Raw genomic sequence first — 25,895 nt, 5'->3', positions numbered from 1 at the left:
AAACGTCTGTAAGAGTGAACCCGCCGAATTGCTGGCCGCATTCATTACCGACAGCCATTGTGGTTCCCTTGTGATACCTGAGTGAGGATTTCCCAGGGCAAATCATCAAGCCTGGAATATGAAAATAATTCCCGCTCAAACAGGGATGTCAGCGTGTATGCTGACCCGTGCGTGAATACGTTTTTTTGGATGCAGCAACGGTAAATACAGGTGAGATGATGACTGAACATATAACGAATAAGCCGGGTGGGAATTATGTACCCGTTATTATCCATGACGGGCTGGCTTATGTGAGCGGGCAGCTTCCGCGTAAAGGTGAAACTCTACTTTATTCAGGAAAAGTGGGAATGGACATTGATCTCCCTGACGCCCAACAGGCTGCTGCTTTTTGTGCAGACCTCTGTATTGCGGCAGTGAGTGAGGCCGCAGGCGGTGAGGAGAATATTATCCAGGTGCTTAAAGTGGTTGGGTATATTGCTTCTGCGCCTGGTTTTACCCAGCAAAGCCAGGTGATGAACGGGGCTTCCGATCAACTCGTCGCAAGGCTTGGGGCAAGGGGCACCCATACCCGAACCTCGGTAGGTGTCGCTGAACTCCCTCGGGGCGCGCCTGTTGAGCTGGAAATGATAGTCGCGGTGCGAAAGTAGAAATCATTCCCGGTAGAAAGCCTGGGCTGTTGCAATAGTTTTTATAAGCCTCCAGGGATACGGAGGCAAATCGGTTTGCAGATAACGGACATAGTGTTGAGAGAGAATATTAATTTATTCCCGAAAATTTCCATCTCCATAATACCCAGTGGGCGTTTCTGGTTATTCCGGGAAATGACAAATGTCCTGCGTTATTTCCATAGCGGCGGTCTTTATCCGTACAGAGGTTATGATGAAAGAAAAGCCTGTTTATATCCCGGTTCTGGAGTTTTTGCAGCGCCAGTTGCAAGGAACACTGGACGAGACAATGACAACGCATATGAATTATCCCACTGCCATCTCACGACTGCTTGGTTTCAGTATTGTGGATGTCGGTGAAGCGACAGCGACCCTTGCGCTTGATGCCGATCCGGCACTTCACGGAAATCAGCAAGGTACCGTCCACGGCGGGCTATTATGCGAACTGGCGGACGCGGCGATTGGAACGGCGCATTCTACCTTAATGAAAAAGGATGAAAGTTTTACCAGCATCGACATTAAAACCACGTTCCTGCGCCCCGTATGGCGTTCACGTTTGTTGGCTACCGCCAGGGTGGAACATCGCGGTAAAACGATCAGCCACTACCGGTGCGAAATAGCGCGCGAGGACGGTAAAGTCGTCGCCATTATCACAAGTACGGTGTTAACGCTGACCGGTGAAAAAGCCAGGGGAAGATAAGATCTGCGTTATTACCGATAAAATAAGGGGTAAATGCTCCTGCCTCTATTCTCTGTTTTAGCACAGCGGCCTGTTAAACCACTGTATCATTAACGTAGAGGCACTACCGCCAGCCGGGCCAATGATGTGCTTACCCCGTTGTTTCGCAGAAACGTAATCCGATAATGCCGATAAAAGCCAGCCCCATAAAACACATCCGGGGCCAGCTCATCTCATCCTGAAAAATCAGCATACCCGCCAGCACCAGCCCAATCGTTCCTGTGCCGGTCCACATGGCATAAGCCATTCCAACAGGCAGGGAACGCAGCGCCAATGCAAGCAAGTAAATACTGCCCAGCCCAGCCATAACGGCGATGATACTTGCCCCGAGCCGGGTCCACCCCGCGTTTAATTTGAGGGAAACGCCCATCACGATCTCAAGGGCTGCGGCAAGAAACAAATAGGTCCACGCCATAGACTTACTCCTCACTGGAGGTTGATCGTTGCCTCGTTGCTCTGGAAGTCGGCTTACTCGCATGAAGTCCCGCTTGTACTGCCGGTCGCGCGGCGATCACATGAAGCCACCGCTTGACGTGCGGGTAAGGCGTAATGTTCAGCGTCAGCTCGTCCCAGGTTCGCAGCCAGGTGAATGCGGCAATATCAGCAATGCTGTAGTTTTCACCGGCGAGGAAAGCAGACTCACTGAGCCGGGTATCCACAACCTGGTACAGACGCAGTGATTGCGCCTTGTATCGCGCTATTGCCTCGTCATTGACCGTTTTGGCGCCATGCAAAAACCACCACAACTGCCCCAGCATTGGGCCGATACTGCCGACCTGGAAAAATAGCCACTGCTGCACGGCAATGTTTTCCGCTTCTGTCGTGGGCAGCAAACACCCCGTTTTCGATGAGAGCCAGGAAAGGATGGCACCCGACTCAAAAATGCACAGGCCGGTTTGCCGATCAACAAGCGCGGGGATCTTGCCAATCGGGTTGATCTTAAGGAAATCGGGTTGATGCTGATCCCCCTTGCCAAGATCAAGATCGAACTGCTCATACGCCAGGCCGGCTTCTTTCAGAAAAATGCTGACTTTTTGCCCGTTTGGCGTATCCGCCGTATAAAAAGCGAGGTCGCGGGTTACCTGTGTCATGTTTATCCTTATTGTGTGATTGGATTGCAAATGCAATCGTTGCAATTGCAATCATAGGCCACTCAACATGGCCGTGCAACAATCATCTCAACGCGATCATGCTTGCGGCTGGAACCGCTTCATATCGCAGATATGATTTTCAAAGGAGAACAACAGGTATCCGGGAGATTGGCCAGGCGAAAATAGCGGACTCAGGGAGTCGGGGATGGGCTGCATTTGAGATGCAGAGTACGCATTCCGGCACGTCCCTGAGCCGGACATACGAATTACTGACGCATACCGATCGCCAGGCGGTTAAATGCGCTCATCAGTGCAATCGCAAAGGTCAGATCGGAAATTTCAGCTTCGCTGAAATGGGCCGCCAGAGGGGTATAGTCTTCGTCAGGAGCATGCGTTTTATCGACATGCGTCAGCGACTCCGTCCACGCGAGGGCGGCACGTTCACGTTCACTAAATAATTCGCTGACCCGCCAGCCTGCCAGGCTGTCCAGCCGCGCAGCGCTTTCACCGTCGGCACGCAGGGCTTTGGCGTGCATCTCAAGGCAAAATGCGCAGCCGTTAATCTGCGAGATGCGCAGCCAGACTAACTCAATCAGCGCTTTCCCGAGGCTGCTCTTACTGAGCGCCTTTTTGGTCGCAGTAAAGCCGTTATACGCTTCCGCGGAAAGGGTGTAATAGGGTAAACGTTGTGGGGTGCTCATCAGGTTATCTCCGGTTATTAAAAAAACGTCATATTAAGGACTGGCGAAAGTGCATACCTACCGCCAGCAAGCCTTGTCGATAGTAGAAACGTTGGCCCAGCGCATTACCTAAACCGGTATCCAGCACCAGATGAGTACAAGTCTGAGCGCGCGCCTCTTCACGCAGAGCATCGATTAATATCGCGCCCAGACCGAGGCTGCGGGCATGGGGCGCCGTCACAAGGTCATCCACATACAGAAAACGCCCGTACAGCAGATTTTCAGAGATCCGGTAGCCCGCCAGAGCCAGTAGCTCTTGCTCCTGCCAGACGCCCAACAGGCAATACCCCTTCTCAGCCTGGCGATGAACGCGAGTGATAAAGTTCTCTGCATCGGTCAGGTGTGGTCGCAACTCCCGCATGACCAGGTACGCGGCATGGAGCGCCCGATCACTTTCCACCTTATGTACTTCAAATGTCGCCATACGTTTCTCCTGTCTGATGGCTGCAATATATCGCCGCAATGACCTATGCTACAGTGACAAGAATTATCTAAATGACCAGGACAAAAACCGTGAAAGCACTGATGCCTGAAGCCACCTGGCAGCCGGACACACCGCTCTATTTGCAGCTTTATCAGCGATATCGCGACGCCATCACTGCCGGTCGGTTACGTCCTGGGGAACGCGTGCCATCAATACGCAATCTCGCCAGCGAGCTTCACGTGGCCCGGGGAACAGTGGAAATGGCTTATCAGATGCTGGTGAGCGAAGGCTATCTTGTGACGAAGGGAGCGGCAGGGACCCAGGTTTCCCCCCAACTGGCGAGGCTGCCGAACGCCGGAAGTCCGCCGCGGGGACGCAAAACCTCTGAGGAACAGGCGTATCAGACGCGCCTGACGGGGAATATTTTACCGTTTCAGCCAGGTGTTCCGGCGCTGGACGCGTTCCCACGGAAAATATGGTCTCGCCTGTCAGCACAAACACTGCGTCTGATTGAGTCAACGGTGATGACTCAGCCCGATCCGGCCGGATATGCGCCGCTTCGGGAAGCCATCGCCACCTACCTGGGCATCTCTCGCGGTATCGCCTGCACGCCGGAGCAGGTCTTTATTACCATCGGCTATCAGGGGGCGCTTGAACTGCTGTGTCGCACCGTTTTACGGAGCGGTGACGAAGGCTGGTATGAAAACCCCGGCTATTTTCCCGGCAGATATTTTTTGCAGCAAATGGGCATGACACTGACCCCCGTTCCGGTAGATAAAGAGGGGCTACAGGTTGCCACCGGGGAGCAACTGGCACCGAACGCCCATTTTGCTGTCGTTACCCCTTCTCACCAAAGCCCCACAGGCGTCGCGCTGTCCTTACCCCGACGCCTGGCATTGCTGGCGTGGGCGAATCAAAAAAACGCCTGGATCATAGAGGATGACTACGACAGTGAGTTCCGCTACCACGGCCACCCACTCCCGGCCCTGAAAAGTCTCGACCATGAGCAACGTGTGCTTTATACCGGCACCTTTAGTAAGGTTCTTTTTCCCGGCTTACGCCTGGCCTACGTGGTGGTGCCCCCCTCTTTGCAACTGACCTTTGACGAGGCCGTTAATCACTGGCCAGGGCCAGGCTCGATCCTGCCGCAAGCGATGGTGGCAGCGTTTATGCAGCAGGGGCATTTTGCCCGCCATTTGCGCAAAATGCGTCAGTTGTACGCCATCAGGCGCGGTTATCTTGTAGAGGCACTTGAACGTGTTTTCGGCTCATCTCTGCATATCCAGCCACAGGCCGGGGGAATACAGGTTCTGGCTTACCTGAATGAACATCAATCCGATAAAGCACTGGCAACGGCGGCGCTGGCGGCAGGGCTGGGCGTCAAGGCGCTCAGTGAATGGGATGCAGGCACCCCGCCGCAAAACGGGCTATTGATGGGATTTACCAATTTTACCAGTGCGCAAGAAGCACATGCGGCGGTGAAACGGCTGTCAGCGCTGTTATCTGACGGACGGCTTCTTCCTTAAATTCAGGTGTAAATCGTGGTGTGCCCATATGCTCCCCTATGTTCAAACTATAGGGCAGAATCATCTACCGGGGTGGGGTCAGTCCAGTCTGCGGAAAGTTGCCAATTTTGACCCGAGCAAGTTTTCCTGTCACAGGACTCGTGTAACGGTAGAAATAAGACTTAACACCAGTCGCACCACAGGAGACACGTAACCCGCGAATTTCGCTAATATCAACCTTAGCTTTGTCACCAGACCTCATCATTTCCCTCGTTTTAAACAACAGCGGCCTTCCCTCTGGTTTTCCTCCCTCACAGACTCCGTTATCATGCAATCTGCGCATTTATGAAATGCCCCGGCATTCATAAAAATCAATGAGACGTGAAACTCAATGAGAACAATAAACATCACTAACTCATTAAAATTTAAGAAAATGGACATCATAAGCTGATGAGTACACTAGAGAATTTCGACGCCCATACCCCAATGATGCATTGGTGTTTAACGATTGATTAATATAGATATTTATTAATTTATAATTTAAACCTACGATTCAACCTATGGTATATGCAAATAGTGAATACCAGATGCCCGTAGTTTTCGGTTTTTTGATCACTCGTAGCAGATCTTGCAGGCCCACCTCTTAGTTTATGTCCTTCAAAAATCTTTCTGTGTATAGCATGTAAATGCTATGAATGTCTCAGGGCGTGAAGCGGACTTTACAAATGTTAGAATGAACTTCCCTTTACGGGGGTATCTTGTAAGCATCCCTGCAAACCGGCCCATTCACTTTTAGAGATCTTCCGGCATACTGACTGTGTCCCCCGAGGAGATCGCCATGCTTAAAGCCCGATTCACCGAACACCAGATCATTGCCGTTCTGAAGTCCGTCGAAGCCGGACGTACCGTCAAGGATGTCTGCCACGAAGCCGGGATCTCTGAGGCCTCTTATTACAACTGGAAAGCGAAGTTCGGCGGTATGGAAGCTTCTGATATCAAAAAGATGAAAGATCTGGAAGATGAAAACCTTCGCCTCAAACAGATGTTTGCCGACCTGAGTCTCGGGTGCCGCGCACTGAAAGATGTCATGGAAAAAAGCTTTAAAACCAGCGATAAAACGTGAGCTTGTCAGCTATCTGACCGCGCAGTTTGCCATGAGCTTACGCCAGGCCAGCAGGACAATGTCGCTGAGCAGGACGGTATTTCGTTATCAGCCGGATACGCGACGTGATGAGCCGGTGATTATGGCGCTGACCGTGGCGGCTGAGCGCTATCCACGGTATGGATTTAATAAACTTTTTCAGATACTTCGCAGGCAGGGACACGTCTGGAACCATAAAAGGGTTCACCGGATTTACTATCTGCTGAAACTGAATTTTCGCCGTAAAGGAAAGCAGCGTTTGCCGGTACGTAACCCGTCACCACTAGTGAGGCCTGAAGCACTTAACCAGAGCTGGTCGACAGACTTTATGCATGATGCTTTGGTCTGTGGCTGACGGTTCTGGACCTTCAATGTGGTTGATGACTTTAACCGCGAGTCCCTCGCAATAGAAATCGATCTGAATATCCCGGCACAGCGGGTGGTCAGGGTGCTGGACAGGATCGTGGCAAACCGGGGTTATCCGCTGAAACTGCGGATGGACAACGGCCCTGAACTCATCTCGCTGACGCTGGCGCAGTGGGCAGAAGAGCATGGTGTGGCACTGGAATTTATTAAACCAGGCAAGCCAACACAGAATGCCTTTATCGAACGTTTTAACCGGACCTGGCAGACAGAAATTCTGGATTTTTATCTGTTCAGAACCCTGAATGAAGCGCGGGAAATTACGGAGCGCTGGCTGGTGGAATACAACAGCGAGCGGCCGCATGAATCCCTGAACAACCTGACGTCGGAAGAGTACCGGCTGATGGCTGAAAAACTGGAAATCTCAAAAAGTACGTGGAACTAAAACGGGTGTGCTTACAGTAAACATAAATATTCGCCGACGGTAGTAAAAATCGAAACAAACATTTAGCAACTGACAGGCCTGCAAGCGTATATGCATGAGGAGTGTTGACAGTGAGTAAAAAATCAATGGGTAGTAAATCCATCCATTAAACAAAATGGAGACAAAGATGACTATCCGTTACTTTCTAACGAAATCAGTGTATGTTTTTAAGAGAAAATGCCTATTTTCATAAAGACAAATATGAAACAACAATAATTAACCTCCCTTGCAAATAATTCATTAAAAGAAAACATCTTTGTGAATTATACGGTTGCAATGACAAAAAATTTACAAAAACTTACCCAGCCTTTTTTAACCAGGCGTAAATGCCAAGGATTTTTCATAGTATCCTTTTGTAAACATGGAAAAGAAAAAAATAATCAAATTAATGAAGGACATATGCCTGATTTAAAATTCATTCATTACCTATCAAAAAAGAGCCTGAACTTGTTTTTGATGGTAAGTTTTTTAAAAATCCAACCAACCGTATCGCTCGCGTTATCTAAAATGAGTGCCTATTATTAAATGGCAGCAAAATACAGCTATCAAAATGGAGTTATCCATGAATACGCTCGGTTTGAAAGTTTCCAGTGACAAAGAAAGAGAATCAGAGTCAGATAAGCGAAGCCTTTCGAACAACAGAAAACCCAACCGCCATAAAAAATAGCGGTCTGGAGTTCATTCAAGATCTCAAAAATACTGGAGGTAGTATGTCTCAGCAACCAAATTACGATGATCCGTTGCCATCAGATAGACCTTTACACGATGATCCTGAAAGGTTACCACCAGATGAAAAACCTTTAGATCCTGATGTTCCTGACACGAATGATCCGGAGCCCCCCTTAAAACCTTTTTAGCATAACCGCCTTAGGGCGGTTATTTCATTATTTGTGAAAAAACTGGAAAGTAAAGAATCAGATTAGCTATCGTGCACGTACTAATTAAATGATATTTTCATCATGAATCATCTATTTACCAGAGACAGTACACATGCTTGCATAAGGAAAACCATGTCAGTAACAGAATTTTTAATAACACCCGTCTGGCATCAGATTACTGATGGCACTCAGGATGCAAAAATACATGTTTTGAAAGGTGTGTTGTACACATGCTATATGCTTGCTCAACATGACATAACAGAAAAATATTGTGTGGTAACAAAGCACAGCGTTATCAATTCATCTAACCCGGTATGGTGTCGTTCTCCATGGAGGGGAACACGTATCAGTGTGAGCATCTGAAATCGATAGTCGTAAAGACTTGCTAAGGTTTTGCGCTGGCATAAATCAATTGATGAAAGTAACCAATATCACTTGCGCAAAAACATACCACGTGCCTTATTGTATGGTAGGTTTGATCAGGAGGTCAAATTAAAGTTAAAGTCTTGTGGAATTTGTCCTTTTAAAAACGAGCGTTATCTTTTCTTGATAACTAGTTCCCCTTTTTATCATAGTCCTGAAGTCATTATTAACTATCGTATAGTTATTATTGGATTGATGCAGGGAAAATAGTAAAGGAGCGATTCATGTCTAAAGTCTTGGTTTTTTTCAACTGTCATCCAGTAAAAGCCGTTGAAATAGAAGCAGGTAAGAATACTGTTGAATGTGAATACCTTAACGGTGAGAAAACGAACCTGAACATAATGTATGCGGGTGTTCGCTCGCTCACTGGTGTTAATCTCGCGATTCGTGTCGCTATTAACAGAGCAGTTACCTCAGAAGAGATTTTGAAAGCTGCTGAGAAATTTTTGTAATCGGTACGAGCAGGTCAACTAAAGGGCGAAGTTCATCACTCATGTCAGGCACATACTGAATCGCCATATGTATCGAGGCGATTTATAGACAGTGATTCCTTTAGCGTTTCGTAGAGTTTATTATTTTTATTGTATTAGCCAGAAAAGTTTCTCAAAACCAATGGATAATGAGGGTTATTATCATGGCGACTGGCTACCCTTTTGTATTCTAAAAATTGCGGCTGAAATAAATAAAAAAAACCTGCTTTGTTAAGCAGGCTATCAAAGGTTTTAACGTACTTTTTTAAGCTCTCATCTGATTTATACGGAAAGACATCATCTCTATAGCTACTAGTACAGAGTCTATATCGTTCAACACACTCATTATGTGCAATAAAATGTTCTACCTGATATCAGGAATAATCCTTCATCGTTATCGCAGCTCCACAAATATTTATTTATCGCAAAGTATTACATTTGCAGCAGCAGGGCCTTTATCGCCACTGTGTATTGCAAATTCGACTTTCTGCCCTTCAAATAACGTTTTGAAATTATCGCCATTGAGCGCAGAAAAATGAACAAAGATATCTTTGCTTCCATCGAGAGGAGAGATGAAGCCAAAACCTTTGTCTTCGTTAAACCATTTTACCAGGCCTTTAATTCTTGAGGTCATACTGACTCCAGTTATATATGAGTATTAATTGTAAACGTATAGTATTAAACGTATGGACTCAAAATAAGGGGATATCAGCGATAGCGCCTGGTAATGAGGACTGCCCGGAAAATGTTTTACGTTCGTTTGTACATCGAACTGATAGGTTCATTAAGACACGGGAAATCATAATAAGCAAATTATATTTTAGCCGTCCAGAGGGCCTGTACAGAGAATTAAAAATGGCATTAAATTTATTTCAAGGTATAGTCATTCCGTGTTTTTAATAAAAGGAATTGACTTGTCCCGTAAAATGACAGGAATAGTCAAAAGTTTCGACAGACGCAGTGGCAGAGGGCTCATCACCCCTTCTGATGGTCGAAAAGACGTTCTGCTCCACACTTCAGCCGTTAACTCCAGCGAATCAGAATTACTCATTCCAGGGATCCGCATCGAATTTTGTCGCATCAACGGTCTCAGTGGCCCTGTGGCTGCAAATATCTATCTTTCCTGAATTTGAGTGTCTCAAAATAAATAGATTAAAACTTAACCACATGTGATACGGTGAAGTTTATTCATTGAAAGGTTAATGGTTATGTCTGTTATCAATTACGCAATGAAACTCTTAAGCGGTACGTCGACCGCCGTCTGCCCTGTTTGTGGTTTAAAATCAGCGCAACCGCTGTCAAAAATCAGGCGTAATCAGGCCATGCTTTGCCCCGGATGTAAGGCGCTGTTTATCTCCCGACGCTAGCTCAACCAGAAACGGCAGTCCAGAGCCTATATCCTATACTTAAGTTAAATCCAGCAGCTGTTAAATCCCTGATGCCTTACGCCCATCCTGAGAGAACGTTTCTGAACTGATTTCGCAACTGCTCCTGCGCGTTAACGTCGCATCAGAGCAACTCTATGAAAATGAAAACCTGGGCGTGGTTTGACCGCTCCCGTATTCCGATGAATGGCACCGAAAACGTAACGTTTTCCGCCAACGATCCTGCCGGAGAAAACAATCCGCGATCAGAACTCTTTTCGACCGCCCAGATGGAACGCTATGGTCAGAAGCTGGCACGTACGCATAAATTATCGCCGGATAAACCTCCTTATTACCTTCTGAAAAGACTTGGCGACAATGAGGCCGTCATCACCCAAAACTGCTATGCACTCAATTTCGGAAAAAAAACGAGCATTATGCCCGCCGGGGAATGGCTGCTGGACAATTACTACCTGATTGAAGAACAAATCCGTACTGTCCGCCAGCACTTGCCGAAAAGCTTTGGTAAAGGACTTCCGTCACTGATGTCTCCGCTGAATTGCCCGCGAATTTACAATATTGCATCAGAGGCCATTGCTCATGGTGATGGCCGCTGGGATACCGCCAGCCTGACCAGCTATCTCACTGCCTATCAACAGGTGACACCACTGACATTAGGTGAAGTCTGGGCCTTACCGGGGATGCTGCGCCTGGCGCTGATTGAAAATCTTCGTCGTGTCAGCATGGAAGTGGTTAAAGCTCAGCAGGACAGAAACCTGGCGGATACGTGGATAACCAGGATTTTCGAATGTGCAGAGAGTGCACCTGGTGATTTAATCATGGTGGTGGCCGATATGGCGCGCTCCCGTCCTCCGTTAACCAGTGCGTTTGTCGCAGAGCTGGTGCGGCGTCTGCAGGGGCATGGTAATGCGCTGTCGTTACCTCTTACCTGGGTTGATCAGTGCCTCCGGGAGCAAGGCGTCACCACAGACATTCTCATACATACCTTCAATCAACAGCTAGCTGCCAGCCAGCTATCTGTCAGTAACAGTATCGCGGGTCTGCGATTACTGAGTGAAACGGACTGGGCAGATTTCGCCGAAACGATAAGTGTCGTCGAACAGGCATTACGCAATGATCCTGCCGGTATCTATCCCCGGATGCACTTCAACACCCGTGATCATTACCGCCACGTTGTTGAGATCCTGGCCAGAGACAGTGGACTCAGCGAGCCTGAGGTTGCTGACAGGGTGCTGGCGCTTTCAGGGAGCAAAACTCCCGACACACAGGAACATCACGTTGGCTATTATCTGGCGGGCGAAGGTCGGGAGGAGCTGGAAATTCATCTGCTGGCAGATACCTCAAGACTCATACGCTTGCGGCACAGTTTAAACCGAATAACCCTGCTGTCATGGCCAGGAAGCCTGGCATTGTTGACCACTGCAGCGGCAGCGGCAATATTGCACGAAACGGCCCTGCAGGGAGCAGACTGGCTGTTGATCGCGATAGCATTGCCTCTGATTATCGCTCTGACTCAGTTAATGAGTGATTTACTCAGTGACGCAACCACCCGTTTTCGCCTTCCTCGTCCATTGCCAGGCATGGATTTTTCAGCCGGCATTCCCGCTGACAGCGCCACCATGATCGTCATCCCCTGCATGCTGACCAGCCACAAAAGTTTCAGCCAGCTTCTCACCAGTCTTGAAGTTTGCTGGCTGGGTAATCAAAGCGAAAATCTGAGGTTTGCCCTGCTCACTGATTTCGCTGATTCTGTAACTGAACCCTCCCCGGAAAACCACGCGCTGCTCAGGCAGGCGATTGCTGATACGCAGGCGCTCAATCGCCGCTACCCTTCCGGGCGTCCACGTTTTTATCTCCTGCACCGCCAGCCTGAATGGAACCCCGTGGAAGGAATGTGGATGGGCTATGAACGCAAGCGGGGGAAACTGGCGTTGCTGAATAACTGGTTGCGCCATCCAGGGGGGCAATTTGTCAGCGTTGCAGACATGCCTGCGCACCTTTTACCGGGTCACATTAAATATGTCATAACCCTGGACAGTGATACGGTGCTTCCCCGCGATACGGCACACAAACTGGTCGCAGCAATGGCGCATCCCCTGAATACGCCTGAGTATGATCCGATACGCCAGAGGGTAGTCAAAGGATTCGGTATTCTGCAACCCGGTCTTGCAGAGGAGATACCACGCAACGGTCAGGGACGTTACGCCGCCCTGCGCAGCAGCGTACCGGGCAATAACCCCTATTCGATGATGTCTTCAGATATCTATCAGGATCTCTTCGGGGAAGGTTCGTTTGTGGGCAAAGGGATTTACGATGTCGATATTTTTATGCAAGCCACAGCCAACGCCTGCCCGGAAAATCTGGTTCTCAGCCATGACCTGCTTGAAGGTTGTTATGCACGTTCGGGTCTGCTGAGTGAAGTTTTACTCTACGAGCAGTACCCTAATAATTATCTGTCAGATGTTGCGCGCCGTTCACGCTGGATCAGGGGCGACTGGCAACTGCTTAACTGGCTGAGATCACGCGTCAGAAAAGCCGATGGCAGCCGGATCAGGAATCCGCTGTCTGCGCTTTCTTACTGGAAATTGTTTGATAATCTGCGTCGCAGTCTGGTGGCCCCTTCTCTACTGGTATTGCTGTTCTTCACTCTGCTTTGGGTACCCAATCCCTTTTACTGGCTTGGCGTACTGACGCTGATATGGCTGCTACCTGCCCTGGTCAGCATATCCCATAATCTTCTGCATAAACCTCTGCGTCGCCGTCTCAAGCCCCATCTGCTACTGGCAGGAACTGGCGCGCTAAAGCGTCTGTCTGGTATCGGCCTTAATTTCGCGACACAGCCGCACGAAGTCGGATATTCGCTCAAGGCGATTGCGGTGACGCTATGGCGACTGGGCGTCAGCAGACGACATCTCAGCCAGTGGGTCAGTCACAGCCAGGACATCACTCAGTCCACTCCCACTGTTGCGCATTTTTATCAGGCGATGTGGCTGAATGTTGCAGGAGGCGTGGCACTGACAATACTGACCGGGCACCTGGCACCGCAACTGCTGCCGATTGCTTTGCCGATCGCTTTGATATGGTGTCTGGCGCCGCTGCTGATGAGCTGGCTGAGTCGCCAGCCCGTGCGTAAGGTGTTTTCGCCCAATCAGGAACAAAAAAAGCTATTACGCCAGACAAGCCGCGAAATCTGGGCATTTTTCGAAACCTTTGCCACAGAAAAAGAGAACTGGCTTGCGCCTGATAATTACCAGGAGATACCACAACCGGCGGTGGCCCATCGAACTTCCCCTACCAATATTGGCCTTTCTCTTATGGCTAATCTGACGGCATGGGACTTTGGCTACCTGCCCGGCGGAGAAGTGTTACGGCGCGTATCGCTCACGCTCGATACGCTGGATAAAATGGAGCACTACCGGGGCCATCTCTACAACTGGTATGACACCCGCACGCTGGCCCCTCTCAGCCCACGTTATATCTCGAGCGTCGACAGCGGCAACATGGCGGGGCATTTGTTAACACTGCGTGAAGGGCTGTCCGCCATGCGTCATCAGCCTGTTTCAGACAGCCAACAAATACTGTCAGGGCTGAACGATACGCTGGATATTCTGGAAAAACAGTGGGGGCAGAACCCGCCTGACAGCCTGCGACTACTACGCAAACAGTGCCAGAACGCGGTGTCGCTCTCTGCGCAGGCGTTTTTCAGTGAGCTGAAAAACATGCGCACCCAGTGTAACCACCTGACCACGCAATGCCATCAGGGATCTCCCCTTCAGATGCGCTGGGCAGGTCATCTGGTGCATCAATTGGTTCAGCATTGCCATGAGTGGTCGATGCTGCTTGGCTGGTTACCTGCATCCTGGAACGAACAGACGCTGCCAACACTGAACGAGCTTGCACGTGCGACATTTACCGGTAAGGGAACACCTCCGGCGTCAGCGATGGAGCAGGCCCGAATGCGGCTGAACATTATCACCGAGCTTGAGCAGCGACTGAATGAGCATGCCCGGATGGATTTCGCCTTTCTGTACAGCGAAGCAACCAGTCTGCTCAGCGTCGGTTATAACTGTGACACGAATACGCCTGACAAGAGCCATTATGATCTCCTGCCATCTGAAATCCGTCTGACCAGCTTTTTCGCCATCGCGACCAATCAGTTACCCGTTAAAAGCTGGTATGCGCTCGGTCGACTGTTCACCGCCATTGATAATGAAACTGCCCTGATGTCATGGAGCGGTTCTATGTTTGAATATCTGATGCCGAATCTGGTGATGCCCACCTGGCCTGGCAGTCTGCTCGAAGAGATGAGTCAGTCGGCGGTAATGCGCCAGATTCACTGGGGGAAAGAACGCGGGGTTCCGTGGGGCGTATCAGAGTCTGGTTATCATGCTTTTGATGTCCAGCATAATTATCAGTATCAGGCATTTGGCGTGCCAGGCCTCGGTCTGCGCAGGGGACTTGCCGATGACATGGTTGTCGCCCCTTACGCCACACTGCTTGCACTGCTCGTTTCACCACAGAAAGCCTGTGAGAATCTGGTCAGACTGCAAAAAAATGGTGCACATGGCGAATACGGTTTTTATGAAGCGCTGGACTATACCCCCTCACGCCTCGCAACCGGTCAGCTCTATGCGGTGGTACAGTCGTGGATGGCACATCACCAGGGCATGGCTTTTCAGGCACTTGCCCATGTGCTGCTTGACGCCCCCATGACTGAGCGATTCATGTCCAGTACGGTTTTCCGGTCAGCGAGTCTCCTGTTACAGGAGCGCGTGCCGGATGCGGTCGATCTCTACAGCCCACGCCGTCATTTTGAATCTCATGAAGGCAGGGTCAAACCCGTTCGCTATGAACCACGAATATTAAACGGAGTGGACACACCAGCTCCGGATATTCAGTTGCTGTCCAACAGCCAATACCATGTGATGTTGACAGCGAGTGGTGGAGGTTACAGTCGCTGGAATAATCTTGCGCTTACGCGCTGGCGCAGTGATACCACCCGCGATAACTGGGGAACATTCTGCTATATCCGCGATATTCAGACAGGGGATGTGTGGAGTAATACGTGGCAACCGACAGGTAGCGTCAGCGAACATGACGAGGAAGTAATCTTTACTGATTCTAGCGCTGAATTCAGACGTACCTTCGGGGGGCTCAGCGTCAAAACTCAGGTTGTGATCTCCCCGGAGGATGATATCGAACTGCGGCGGCTCACCCTGATTCATCGTGGCCGCCAGCCCCGCTCTCTGGAACTGACAACCTATGCCGAAGTGGTACTGGCACTCAATGCCAGCGATCTGGCACACCCGGCATTCAGTAATTTGTTTATTCAGACTGAGCTTGATCCTGAGCGTGACGCTATTCTTTGCCACCGCCGCCCGCGCTCGCCGGATGAGCCGAGCCCCTGTCTGTTTCACATGATGGTCGTACATGATGGTAAACGTCATGACGTCTCGTTTGAAACAGACAGGGCAAAATTTCTTGGCCGCGGCAGAACCCCTGTTAATGCCATCGCATTAGAGAGCGAAGGTGCGCTCAGCAATACATCGGGGTCAGTACTGGACCCTGTACTGGCGATACGCCACACCATCATTCTACAGCCGGGGCAGCCGGTCACGATTGATATCATTTACGGCATTAGCGATACCCGCCAGCAAAGTCTGGCGTTGCTGGAAAAATACCGCGATTACCCTATCGCTGATCGCGTCTTTGAACTGGCATGGTCTCACAGCCTGGTGGTATTACGTCAGATGAACGCCAGTGAAGATGATGCCACGTTGTTTAATCGGCTCGCCAGCGCAGTGCTTTACCCAGTCCAGGAGCTGCGTGCCGAAGGTTCGGCGATCAGCCGAAACCGGCGTGGTCAGTCAGGTCTGTGGGGCTGGGCTATATCAGGTGATCTGCCGATAGTGCTGCTCAGTATTACCAGCGAGGAAAGTATCGCTTCCGTTACCACACTGATTCAGGCACACCGGTACTGGAGACAGAAAGGGTTGAATGTTGATTTGGTTATCCTCAATAACAGCCCGGGCGGCTACCAGCAGGGATTACAAAATCAGATTATGGATTTAATTTATGCCGGGTCTGAGGCCAGTCTGCTGGATAAGTCGGGTGGACTTTTCGTCCGTAATGGCGAGCATCTCTCCGCTGAGGATAAGTTGCTTTTGATGAGCGTGGCCTGTCTTTATCTTGATGACCGCGCAGGTGGCATTAAAGAGCAGCTTAACCAGCGCGTTCATCCCCTGAAACCCACGGTCACAACCTTCACTCCACGTGCTGTGCGGGAGCGTAACCAACATACGGACTGGAACCCGGATATCAGTCAATTATGCCATTTCAATGGGTATGGTGGGTTTTCACAGGATGGTCGGGAGTATCAGATTGTCCTGCGGGAAAATGCGCTGACACCGGCGCCCTGGTCAAACGTACTGGCAAATTCCCGCTTTGGCAGCGTGATTTCAGATGCGGGACAGGCCTACTCCTGGTATGAAAATGCGCATGAATACCGCTTAACGCCGTGGGAAAACGATCCGGTGAGCGATCGCAGCGGCGAAGCGTTTTATCTGCGTGATGAAGAGAGCGGTCAGTGCTGGTCACCAACGGCTTTGCCCGTTCGCGGACAAGGCGATTACCTGACCCGCCATGGTTTTGGCTATAGTGTCTTTGCCCACCGGGAAAAAGGTATAGACAGTGAGCTGACTATCCTGGTCGCCGAAGAGGCACCGGTCAAAATGGCGATCCTCACACTCAGTAACACTTCGGGACGGACACGAAAACTCTCCGTCACTGGCTATGTAGAGTGGACGCTCGGAGAATCGCGAACCCGCTCAGCCCCCCATATTGTGACTCAGGCAGCCACTATCCCTCACGGCTGCGGGGTGCTGGCGAACAATTTTTACGGTGATAACGGTGGCGGTCGCACTGCCTTTTTTGCCGTCAGCGGTAATGATTGTTCGCTGACAGGCGACCGTCGAGAGTTTATTGGCCGTAATGGTTCCCTGCACGATCCCTGTGCCCTGAAAATGCGCAGGCTTTCAGGCAAAACGGGAGCCGGTCTGGACCCCTGCGGGGCGGTACAGTCGACGGTTACCTTAATTGATGGGGATCAGAGGACATTTATTTTTATTCTCGGCGCAGATGAGAATCATGCACGCGCTCAGGAGACGCTGGCACATTATCTTAATGAGGACACAGTCCGTCAGGAGTTGAACCGGGTTCACAACCACTGGCATAACGTGCTCGATAAAATCGTGGTTAACACCCCCGACACGTCCGTAAATTTACTGGTTAATGGCTGGCTGTTGTATCAGACCGTCGCCTGTCGCCTTATGGCCCGAAGTGGTTACTATCAGTCTGGCGGCGCATTTGGTTTTCGCGATCAGTTACAGGACACGCTGGCACTGAGCCAAGCCGATCCGAAGCGGATGCGTGAACAGATATTACTGTGTGCATCACGGCAATTTATCGAGGGTGATGTACAGCACTGGTGGCACCCGCCTCACGGTAACGGTGTACGTACCCGCTGTTCCGATGACTACCTCTGGCTTCCGCTTGCCGTTTGCCACTATGTTGAAACGACGGGGGATAAAGATGTTCTGGAAATACGTACCCCTTATCTGGAAGGACGTCTGCTTCAGCCTTGCGAAGAGTCTGTCTATGACACGCCGGTCATCAGCGGCACCGAAGAGACACTCTGGTTGCACTGTGTCAAGGCTATCCAGTATGGGCTGAGGTTTGGAGAACATGGTCTGCCGCTGATGGGGGCGGGTGACTGGAATGACGGGATGAACCGGGTTGGTATTGAAGGTAAAGGTGAAAGTGTCTGGTTGGGCTTCTTCCTGTACGACATTTTACAGCGATTCGCGGAACTGGCGGAGCGCAGGCAGGACGACAGTATCGCCCTGATGTGTCGCTCGCAGGCCCTGCGCCTGCAACATAATCTCGAAGCCCACGCCTGGGATGGTGAATGGTACCGACGCGGGTATTTTGATGATGGTACTCCCCTTGGGTCGAAAGCTTCGCAGGACTGCCGTATTGATGCGATTGTGCAGAGCTGGTCTGTATTGTCCGGGGCCGCAATGCCGGGCCGCTGCGTGCAGGCAATGAAGGCGCTGGATAAACACCTTGTGGATAACGAGAAGGGACTGATCAAGCTGTTAACGCCTCCTTTCGATGGCCACGGTCCAAATCCGGGTTACATACAGGGCTACCTGCCCGGTGTGCGGGAAAACGGGGGGCAGTATACACATGGCGCCATCTGGGCTGTGATGGCATTTGCCCGCATGGGCAACGCCGAACGCGCCTGGCAACTCTGGTCCATGCTCAACCCGATAAATCATACCCTCAATGCCGATTCGGTCGGGATTTATAAAGCCGAGCCTTATGTCATGAGCGCCGATGTCTACAGCGTCGCTCCCCATAACGGACGAGCAGGCTGGAGCTGGTATACCGGTTCAGCTGGCTGGGCCTGGCGTCTTCTTACCGAGGAGTTGCTGGGAATAAAACGGTCCGGTACCGCCTTCACTATCCATCCACTGTTGCCTGATGAGTGGCCATCTTTTTCTATGACATACCAATACGGCGAAAGCCATTATCAGATTAATGTCTCACGTGGCGATGGCGAGTATCAGGTCACTCTGGATGGTCATCTTCTGCCTGACGACAGAATTCCTCTGCTGGACGACAGACAAAATCATACGATTGAAATCATTCAGAACTGACGCTGACTTAACATGCGCATTAACGCCTGCCGTTAATGCGCTGATTATCCCTGAGAACATCAATTGCGGTCTGCATGGCAACTTTATCATCACGTCTTTTTTGCCTGCCCTGCATCACCTGCAGATATTCAAGTAAGGTTCGGGTGTTGATTGGCCGGCCCTGTTTGCCTACAGCCAGCACGGCTTCACCAAGGATTATTTTCACGGGTGGTAACTGTGCCGGATACCAGTCAAGGGTGTCTTCTGATTTCATCATAAATTTCTCATGGAAGGACATTGTATCATAAATCAGGGATTCAATTTCTGATTCAGTAATAAATGTTCGCGACTCAACACCGCCATGTTTGTATGAGAGCAGATAATAACCCTTAAATTTTGCAGAGAATTATTTATTATAAACAATCACTCATCCCCCTTTCATGTTACGCACAGAACCACTCAGATACTGAGACACTACGAAAGAGGCGTTTTCCGGCAAGTTTCAGGGATATGTTTCAAACCAGGCTGATTATTCAGAAAAAACGATTACAAGTTATTTTATATTTTTACCCATATTCGTCTTCACCCTGTTGAATTTGAGAGCATAAAAAATCCAGAGGATAATTTATCGGACACCAGCAATAGCAAGGTTTATTTTTCACCGATAAAATTTCACTGATTTGACATTTCCGCTTAGCTCTTCTGGATTTCTGACCAGAAGCTGACAAATAATTTTATTTATTGAATTTAGATCTACATAAACTGTCTAACATGATGTGTATCGCTAAAGACGAATTTCTCATTTTTTCCTTATGCGTTACTACCTTCAATTGCATCAAGGAAAATTATGTCACAACCATTTACTAATCATTTACTTCATCCTCGTTATTGGCTTACATGGTCTGGTTTGGGCCTGTTATGGCTTATCGTTCAGCTTCCTTACCCCATATTACATATTCTGGGCTCTGGCCTTGGAAAACTCTCGAGACCCTTTCTGAAACGCCGGGAAGGAATTGCGATTAGAAATATTGAACTCTGCTTTCCCGAAATGACATCATTTGCCCGAAACCAGATGGTTAATAAAAATTTTGTTTCTCTTGGTCTGGGACTAATGGAAACGGGTATGGCCTGGTTCTGGAATGATGCGAGAGTCAAAAAATGGTTTGATGTCGAAGGAATTGAAAACCTGACCAATGCAACCAGAGGAGTAATGGTTGTCGGCGTTCATTTCATGTCTCTTGAATTATGCGGAAGAGTCATGGGGTTATGTCATCCGATGATGGCAACTTATCGCCCACATAATAATCCATTAATGGAGTGGGTTCAGACAAAAGGACGTATGCGCTCAAATAAAGCCATGATTAATCGACGTAACTTATCTGGCTTTGTCCATGCACTCAGGGCCGGTGAAGCTGTATGGTTTGCACCCGATCAGGATTATGGGCCTAAGGGCAGCGTTTTTGCCCCCTTTTTCTCCGTAAAAAATGCAGCCACGACTAATGGAACTTATGCACTGTCAAAACTTGCTGGTGCAGATTTAATCACTCTGAGTATGATCCGACGGAGCGATAAAAAAGGTTATCGGATGTATATCAGTAATCCATTATCAGGCTACCCCGAGGGAAACGAGGTCGTCGCAGCCACTTATATGAATAAAATCATCGAAAATGAAATCCTCCGCGCCCCTGAACAATACCTGTGGATGCATCGCCGGTTTAAAACCCGTCCGGAAGGCGAGGCTTCTTTATACGAATAAGAACATCAATTAACTGTTAGATATAACTTTTTATTGTCAACGAACTTATTTGTGAAACCTGAGATGATGAATTCCCGGTGATACGTCCCCCCGGTATTTCGCCAGGATACTGAACTCGGCCGGATGTTTTCACTAAAGACATGCTTTATTTCAGGCGTTTAGCGAAGCACGCCGCGGCTGCGACCAAGAAACAAGTTATCTCACCTGGCGGCAGTGCCGACATTATTCCCCGATTCAGCGTCCATCACTTTTTCCTTTAACCGCATCAGACAAGGGTGCGCACCACGCCGCCATCGACACGCAAAGCCGCCCCCCGTCGTTGCGGATGCCTGCTGCGACGCGATGTAAACCACCATGTTCGCGACCTCATCGGTGGTGGAGAAACGCTCAAGGAGAGAGGTAGGACGCATCGTTTTCAGAAAATCCTGCTCAGCCTGGGCCGGTGAAATTCCTTGTTCTTGCGCAGACGCCTCCATCCATGCCGATAAGCTCTCAGAGCGGGTCGGACCAGGCAAAACCGCATTAACAGTGACGCCACTACCCGCAATCAGTTCAGCCAGTCCTCGCGACACGCCCAGCAATGCCGTCTTGGTCACACCGTAATCAATCATCTCTTTCGGGATATTCAACGCCGATTCGCTGCTGATAAAAATGACGCGCCCCCAGCCGACGGCCTTCATTTTCAAAAGGTAATGTCTCGACAAACGCACCGCACTCAATACGTTGGTCTGAAACAAATCCAGCCATTCTTCGTTGGTCTGCTCGAAGAAACCATTAGGGTGTGCCGTACCCGCGTTATTAATCAGAATGTCGGCCTCTGGTACAGCGGCGACCAGCTCCGCACACCCCCGGGCAGTACTGATGTCCGCAACAACTCCGCTGAGGGCTGCGCCAGGCAGCAGCGCACGCATTTCATGCAATGTTGCCTCCACGCGCTCCCGCGAGCGCCCATTAATAACGACTGATGCGCCTGCTCGGGCCAGCCCCTCTGCAATTGCGCGGCCAATGCCTGCGGTGGAGCCAGTCAAGATAGCGGTGCGGTTTTTCAGTTCAATATGCATGTCAGTTATCTCTTGCTCATGGGATTAATTCTCAGTCGGCCTGATTTGCGGCATCGACTTGTACCGAACAGGCCAGAAAGGGTGTAACGGTATAGTGCGCCTGCCCGGTGACGGGCTGGCATGACGGGAAGCGGATGCTTTATCGTTTTAACGAACGAGAATAAGGACAGACTTACTCACATGGTCAAAAACGTTTCCTGTAAAGGGCTGCATTCATGCTTCCTGTGCCGTTGTGGAAAAGATGGTAATCAATTCTTTTGTGGATGATAATTACCAAATTATTCATAAAATTAATTCCAAAATAGAATGGATCGCTTTCAGGAATTGAGTGCTTTTATCGCTGTGGTCGAAACTGGCGGCTTCACGGCTGCCGCGCGAATATTGGGCGAGTCGCAGTCATCCATCAGTAAAGCAGTGAATGCCCTGGAAAAACGTCTCGGCGTTGCCTTGCTCCATCGCAGCACACGTAAAGTGACGCTGACAGACCAGGGGCAGAAATATTATGAGCGCACGAGACCGCTGCTTGATGAGATCAACATTGCCGATAATGAACTCGCCAGCAGCACGCTGGAAGTCACAGGCCTGGTCAGGATAGCCGCGCCCTCCACCTTTGGTCGCTTGCATGTGCTGCCGCTACTCCCCGAACTGCTGTCTCGCCATCCGGGTCTTAAGGTCGATCTGGTATTGTCCGATACGCTAAGAGATATGGTTGCAGATCGCATCGTTCTGGCGATTCGCTTAAGCCCCAGTAACGACCCTGATTCTGTTGTCCGCCGCGTCGGCAACACCTCCCTAATCTGTGCGGGCTCCCGCCACTATTTCGCCCAATACGGCATACCCGGTACGCCCGCCGATCTCATCGAACACAACTGCCTGGTCTATGGCGAGATGACGGAGTGGTCATTCACAGGACCAGCAGGCCGATTCAGCGTCCCCGTCTGCGGAAACCTCTCGTCGAATAGTGCCGAAACCATTCTGGCAGGTGTGCAGGCGGGTGTGGGGATTGGTATGTTTTACCGGGCGTCGCTTGTTGAAGCGTTGAAGCATGCCGATGTGATCACGGTGCTGGATGAGTTCGTCAATGAAAACCAGGACGTCAATCTTGTCTGGCCAAAGCGTCGGTTCATTTCCACCCGCGTGCGGCTCGCGACAGATTTTTTTACTCAGAAACTTCCGCTACGTATCTAGCCAAAAAAATCGCATTACCAGAGGTAGCGATGGCAACATCTTTGCTGATGTTGCAACAACCCATCGCTTTAGCGGTGCCAAAGCAGCACAGGCAAAACGAGATATGCGGGGTGTGACAGGAAGTTTGGACTTCCGCTCCTCGCTCATAGCGGCCCATCGGTTCAGTCGTTTTGTCCGCTCTGTGCCAGGTATAGTCATTCGAACCCTGAGGGTTACACTTTTAAGTGATTCAGGGTATGCGCTTACTGGTTACGAATATTGTGCCAGAATCATGTGATTTGATGATTGCCGCTTTGCTTTCGAGCCAGTAAGTGCTCCACGTTCGCTAACGAATACTCAGGGCATGCAGATAAACTGCTGGCTATATTTCTTTCGAAGAGCGTGGAATGCATACCAATCCCCGGTTAAAAGGAGTTGGTGATGACTGCTATAGATCAGTTTGCTGCTCATGTTGGTCTGGACTGGGCGGATAGAAAGCACGATGTCTGCGTTCAGTTTAAAAACGGTGAGCGCACATTCCATGTGATTAAACATACCCCGGAAGCGCTTGATACCTGGCTCAATGAGTTGCACCAGAAGGTCAGAGGCAGGATCGCTATCGCCCTTGAACTCAAGAAAGGCCCGGTAGTGTATGCTCTCCAGAAGTACCCCTTTGTTACTGTCTTTCCTGTACACGCGTTATCATTGGCCCGCTATCGGCAGACCTTCTGGCCAAGTGGTGCGAAGGATGATCCGCAGGATGCCGAGTTAGCGTTAGATCTGATGCTTCGCTATCCCCAAAAGATAAAAGCCATCGAACCCGACAATGCTGATATCCGTTTACTTCTACAACTAGTGGAGCAGCGTAGACTGCTGGTAGAAGACAAACGCCGCTTTGTTAATCGGCTCATTAACACGCTTAAGCAGTATTATCCTCAACCCCTTGAATGGTTCTCACATCGGGGTAGTTTGCTGTTGTGTGAACTGATTATACGGTGGCCCAGTCTGCAAAAACTGAAACGAGCCAGACGCGACACCGTTCGCCACTTTCTGAATGCCAAAGGTGGCCGCGCAACAGCCCTCACCGAGCAACGTGTTGCAAGTATTAATAACGCGATCCCATTGACTGCAGACCCGAGTGTTATAGAAGCTAATGCTTTGATGGCAACAGCACTGGCGACACAAATTAAAGTCGTGAGTGAAATCATCAAAACCTATGACGAACGCATTGAAACGCTATTTGACCCATTGCCAGATGCTGAACTGTTCAAATCACTTCCAGGCATGGGGCCGTGTATGGGACCGCGTATGCTTGCCGCACTCGGTGATAACCGCGACCGCTTTAACAGCGCCGAAGAAATTCAAAACTATGTTGGCATCGCGCCAGTAACCGAGCGAAGCGGTCAAAAATCTTGGGTTCACTGGAGATGGCAGTGTGCCAAGTTCGTCAGACAAACCTTTATCGAATGGGCTGCCAAGACGGTTAACTCATCATACTGGGCCAAGTTGTATTATCAGGGGATGCGAGAAAAAGGAAAATCTCACCAGTCTGCAATCCGGGCTCTGGCATTCAAATGGATAAGGATTATTTACCGCTGCTGGAAGACCAGAACCCGTTATGACGAAGCGAAATATTTGCTGGCACTGGAAGCGCGAAAATCGCCCTTACTAATGCCGTAGAAAGCTTGTCGAATGTCTCAGGGCGTGAAGCGGACGTTGTTAAGCTCATGCAGTATGGATTAACGAAGAGCAGACGTTATATTTTGTCCTGATTGACACGGGATGAAAGCTCCTGATGGCTCTCTTTTCGCTCGCTGTAACGATCAGCAAGATAATCGGTTTGTCCCTTAAGCAGCAGTGTGATTTTAAACAGCTCCTCGGCTACATCGACGATGCGGTCATACCATGACGAAGGTTTCATTCGTCCGTTTTCGTCGAACTCTTGCCATGCCCTGGCTACGGAGGACTGGTTGGGGATCGTAAACATCCGCATCCAGCGGCCCAGAATACGCATCTGGTTCACTGCATTGAAGGACTGTGAACCGCCGCAGACCTGCATTACCGCAAGTGTTTTGCCCTGCGAAGGACGAACCGCGCCTTCACTTAATGGTATCCAGTCAATCTGCGCCTTCATAACTGCGCTCATAGCCCCGTGCCGTTCAGGAGAACTCCACACCATCCCGTCACACCATCTGACCAGACCGCGCAGTTCGGTGACTTTAGGATGCGTGTCCGGCGCATCATCCGGCAGGGGTAAACCGGAGGGGTTAAACAGTTTTACCTCCGCGCCCATCGCCGTCAGCAGGCGACCAGCTTCTTCCGCGGCAAAGCGGCTGTAGGAGCGCTCTCTTACTGAGCCATACAGGATAAGAATCCGTGGCGGCTCCTCCAGGTGCAGGCGTTCAGCGATGTGTTGATCAAAGCATTCAGTATTCAGGGCAGGAAATTGTTCCATTATTCTTCTCCGGAGAGAGCAGGTGATTTCAAAGTTAACATATATGATTTATCATATGTATATTCTAAAGGGAACGGAGTGAAATATGCTACAACCTGTTCAGCTTTTCAAAATCCTGTCGGATGAAACACGGTTCGCCATCGTCATGCTTCTCCGGGAGTCAGGAGAACTGTGTGTCTGCGATATCTGCGCGGCCATTTCCGAATCTCAGCCCAAAATCTCGCGGCATATGGCTATCCTTCGCGAGGCCGGGCTGGTTCTGGACCGTCGTGAAGGCAAATGGATCCACTATCGTCTGTCACCCCACATACCAGCATGGGCCGCTGAAACAATCACGACGTCCTGGCAGTGTATGTGGGAGGATGTGCGTGGATGGCTGGATAAATCAACCTGCACCTCCTGCTAAGAAAGAAAAACACATTCGAATAATCATATGTAATGGAGTCTGA

General features: G+C 50.0%; 19 protein-coding genes and 2 pseudogenes. 13 read left to right on the top strand and 8 right to left on the bottom strand.

Annotated features, from left to right (window positions below):
- Positions 1 to 215 precede the first annotated feature (215 nt).
- On the top strand, positions 216 to 647 hold the full coding sequence (locus tag C5523_RS05675; RefSeq protein ID WP_232034380.1) for a RidA family protein: 432 nt from the start codon (positions 216 to 218) through the stop codon (positions 645 to 647).
- A gap of 181 nt (positions 648 to 828) precedes the next feature.
- Complete coding sequence (locus C5523_RS05670; RefSeq protein ID WP_223878771.1) at positions 829 to 1,365, top strand: PaaI family thioesterase; 537 nt, start codon at positions 829 to 831, stop codon at positions 1,363 to 1,365.
- A gap of 130 nt (positions 1,366 to 1,495) precedes the next feature.
- On the opposite strand, the gene C5523_RS05665 is transcribed toward C5523_RS05670, so the two are convergent.
- The 4 genes from C5523_RS05665 to C5523_RS05650 form a co-directional block, all read right to left on the bottom strand.
- Entirely contained in the window at positions 1,496 to 1,819 is a 324-nt protein-coding gene (locus C5523_RS05665) for a multidrug efflux SMR transporter (RefSeq protein WP_108700734.1), read from the bottom strand.
- 4 nt (positions 1,820 to 1,823) lie between these two features.
- Positions 1,824 to 2,495, bottom strand: coding sequence for a glutathione S-transferase family protein (locus tag C5523_RS05660; protein WP_108700733.1), 672 nt, complete (start codon positions 2,493 to 2,495; stop codon positions 1,824 to 1,826).
- A gap of 266 nt (positions 2,496 to 2,761) precedes the next feature.
- Complete coding sequence (locus C5523_RS05655) at positions 2,762 to 3,196, bottom strand: carboxymuconolactone decarboxylase family protein (RefSeq protein ID WP_039077671.1); 435 nt, start codon at positions 3,194 to 3,196, stop codon at positions 2,762 to 2,764.
- Between the two features lie 28 nt (positions 3,197 to 3,224).
- Entirely contained in the window at positions 3,225 to 3,659 is a 435-nt protein-coding gene (locus C5523_RS05650; RefSeq protein WP_108700732.1) for a GNAT family N-acetyltransferase, read from the bottom strand.
- Between the two features lie 71 nt (positions 3,660 to 3,730).
- On the opposite strand from C5523_RS05650, the gene C5523_RS05645 reads away from it, so the two are divergent.
- The 4 genes and pseudogenes from C5523_RS05645 (at position 3,731) to C5523_RS05630 (ending at position 8,905) form a co-directional block, all read left to right on the top strand.
- Positions 3,731 to 5,185, top strand: coding sequence for a PLP-dependent aminotransferase family protein (locus C5523_RS05645; RefSeq protein ID WP_223878770.1), 1,455 nt, complete (start codon positions 3,731 to 3,733; stop codon positions 5,183 to 5,185).
- Positions 5,186 to 6,002: 817 nt separating this feature from the next.
- Positions 6,003 to 7,113 (top strand): annotated as a pseudogene (locus C5523_RS05635) (IS3 family transposase).
- A 629-nt stretch (positions 7,114 to 7,742) separates the two neighbouring features.
- Entirely contained in the window at positions 7,743 to 8,009 is a 267-nt protein-coding gene (locus C5523_RS27220; protein WP_155525388.1) for a hypothetical protein, read from the top strand.
- Between the two features lie 668 nt (positions 8,010 to 8,677).
- Entirely contained in the window at positions 8,678 to 8,905 is a 228-nt protein-coding gene (locus C5523_RS05630; RefSeq protein ID WP_065370175.1) for a hypothetical protein, read from the top strand.
- Positions 8,906 to 9,338: 433 nt separating this feature from the next.
- Here C5523_RS05630 and C5523_RS05625 read toward each other — a convergent pair whose 3' ends face one another.
- Entirely contained in the window at positions 9,339 to 9,557 is a 219-nt protein-coding gene (locus C5523_RS05625; protein ID WP_007374827.1) for a cold shock domain-containing protein, read from the bottom strand.
- Positions 9,558 to 9,837: 280 nt separating this feature from the next.
- Here C5523_RS05625 and cspF point away from each other — a divergent pair, with 280 nt between their 5' ends.
- From cspF to C5523_RS05615, 3 genes are all read left to right on the top strand, one after another.
- Positions 9,838 to 10,050: a cold shock-like protein CspF gene (gene cspF / locus C5523_RS05620; RefSeq protein WP_105694466.1), complete on the top strand. Its 213-nt coding sequence runs from the start codon at positions 9,838 to 9,840 to the stop codon at positions 10,048 to 10,050.
- Between the two features lie 75 nt (positions 10,051 to 10,125).
- Positions 10,126 to 10,290: a YnfU family zinc-binding protein gene (locus C5523_RS27610; RefSeq protein ID WP_318533185.1), complete on the top strand. Its 165-nt coding sequence runs from the start codon at positions 10,126 to 10,128 to the stop codon at positions 10,288 to 10,290.
- Between the two features lie 155 nt (positions 10,291 to 10,445).
- Positions 10,446 to 19,028: a glycoside hydrolase family 94 protein gene (locus C5523_RS05615; RefSeq protein WP_108700730.1), complete on the top strand. Its 8,583-nt coding sequence runs from the start codon at positions 10,446 to 10,448 to the stop codon at positions 19,026 to 19,028.
- Between the two features lie 19 nt (positions 19,029 to 19,047).
- Here the strand turns inward: C5523_RS05615 and C5523_RS05610 are convergent, their stop codons facing one another.
- Positions 19,048 to 19,281 carry a hypothetical protein gene (locus tag C5523_RS05610; protein WP_065370677.1) on the bottom strand — a complete coding sequence of 78 codons (234 nt, stop codon included), beginning with the start codon at positions 19,279 to 19,281 and terminating at the stop codon, positions 19,048 to 19,050.
- 573 nt (positions 19,282 to 19,854) lie between these two features.
- On the opposite strand from C5523_RS05610, the gene lpxP reads away from it, so the two are divergent.
- Positions 19,855 to 20,763 (top strand): kdo(2)-lipid IV(A) palmitoleoyltransferase, encoded by a 909-nt coding sequence (gene lpxP, locus C5523_RS05605; protein ID WP_108700729.1) that lies wholly within the window; start codon positions 19,855 to 19,857, stop codon positions 20,761 to 20,763.
- 265 nt (positions 20,764 to 21,028) lie between these two features.
- On the opposite strand, the pseudogene C5523_RS05600 reads toward lpxP, so the two are convergent.
- A pseudogene (locus C5523_RS05600) lies at positions 21,029 to 21,824 on the bottom strand (SDR family NAD(P)-dependent oxidoreductase).
- Positions 21,825 to 22,148: 324 nt separating this feature from the next.
- Between C5523_RS05600 and C5523_RS05595 the strand changes: the two are divergent.
- Positions 22,149 to 23,012 (top strand): LysR family transcriptional regulator, encoded by an 864-nt coding sequence (locus C5523_RS05595; protein ID WP_255423377.1) that lies wholly within the window; start codon positions 22,149 to 22,151, stop codon positions 23,010 to 23,012.
- Positions 23,013 to 23,432: 420 nt separating this feature from the next.
- Positions 23,433 to 24,671 (top strand): IS110 family transposase, encoded by a 1,239-nt coding sequence (locus C5523_RS05590; protein WP_108700727.1) that lies wholly within the window; start codon positions 23,433 to 23,435, stop codon positions 24,669 to 24,671.
- 76 nt (positions 24,672 to 24,747) lie between these two features.
- Here C5523_RS05590 and arsH read toward each other — a convergent pair whose 3' ends face one another.
- On the bottom strand, positions 24,748 to 25,446 hold the full coding sequence (gene arsH, locus C5523_RS05585; RefSeq protein ID WP_071193831.1) for an arsenical resistance protein ArsH: 699 nt from the start codon (positions 25,444 to 25,446) through the stop codon (positions 24,748 to 24,750).
- A gap of 85 nt (positions 25,447 to 25,531) precedes the next feature.
- On the opposite strand from arsH, the gene C5523_RS05580 reads away from it, so the two are divergent.
- Positions 25,532 to 25,852, top strand: a complete 321-nt coding sequence (locus C5523_RS05580) for a transcriptional regulator (protein WP_071193832.1) — start codon at positions 25,532 to 25,534, stop codon at positions 25,850 to 25,852.
- Positions 25,853 to 25,895 lie beyond the last annotated feature (43 nt).

The organism is Phytobacter sp. SCO41 (assembly GCF_003073275.1).
GTDB classification, from domain to species: Bacteria; Pseudomonadota; Gammaproteobacteria; order Enterobacterales; family Enterobacteriaceae; genus Phytobacter; species Phytobacter diazotrophicus.
This window is presented reverse-complemented; position numbering and strand designations above follow the sequence as displayed.

Coding starts and splice junctions, on each gene's coding strand:
- C5523_RS05675 (WP_232034380.1), top strand. CDS start 216: ATGATGACTGAACATATAACGAATAAGCCGGGTGGGAATTATGTACCC.
- C5523_RS05670 (WP_223878771.1), top strand. CDS start 829: ATGTCCTGCGTTATTTCCATAGCGGCGGTCTTTATCCGTACAGAGGTT.
- C5523_RS05665 (WP_108700734.1), bottom strand. CDS start 1,819: ATGGCGTGGACCTATTTGTTTCTTGCCGCAGCCCTTGAGATCGTGATG.
- C5523_RS05660 (WP_108700733.1), bottom strand. CDS start 2,495: ATGACACAGGTAACCCGCGACCTCGCTTTTTATACGGCGGATACGCCA.
- C5523_RS05655 (WP_039077671.1), bottom strand. CDS start 3,196: ATGAGCACCCCACAACGTTTACCCTATTACACCCTTTCCGCGGAAGCG.
- C5523_RS05650 (WP_108700732.1), bottom strand. CDS start 3,659: ATGGCGACATTTGAAGTACATAAGGTGGAAAGTGATCGGGCGCTCCAT.
- C5523_RS05645 (WP_223878770.1), top strand. CDS start 3,731: ATGACCAGGACAAAAACCGTGAAAGCACTGATGCCTGAAGCCACCTGG.
- C5523_RS05630 (WP_065370175.1), top strand. CDS start 8,678: ATGTCTAAAGTCTTGGTTTTTTTCAACTGTCATCCAGTAAAAGCCGTT.
- C5523_RS05625 (WP_007374827.1), bottom strand. CDS start 9,557: ATGACCTCAAGAATTAAAGGCCTGGTAAAATGGTTTAACGAAGACAAA.
- C5523_RS27610 (WP_318533185.1), top strand. CDS start 10,126: ATGGTTATGTCTGTTATCAATTACGCAATGAAACTCTTAAGCGGTACG.
- C5523_RS05615 (WP_108700730.1), top strand. CDS start 10,446: ATGAAAATGAAAACCTGGGCGTGGTTTGACCGCTCCCGTATTCCGATG.
- C5523_RS05610 (WP_065370677.1), bottom strand. CDS start 19,281: ATGAAATCAGAAGACACCCTTGACTGGTATCCGGCACAGTTACCACCC.
- lpxP (WP_108700729.1), top strand. CDS start 19,855: ATGTCACAACCATTTACTAATCATTTACTTCATCCTCGTTATTGGCTT.
- C5523_RS05590 (WP_108700727.1), top strand. CDS start 23,433: ATGACTGCTATAGATCAGTTTGCTGCTCATGTTGGTCTGGACTGGGCG.
- arsH (WP_071193831.1), bottom strand. CDS start 25,446: ATGGAACAATTTCCTGCCCTGAATACTGAATGCTTTGATCAACACATC.
- C5523_RS05580 (WP_071193832.1), top strand. CDS start 25,532: ATGCTACAACCTGTTCAGCTTTTCAAAATCCTGTCGGATGAAACACGG.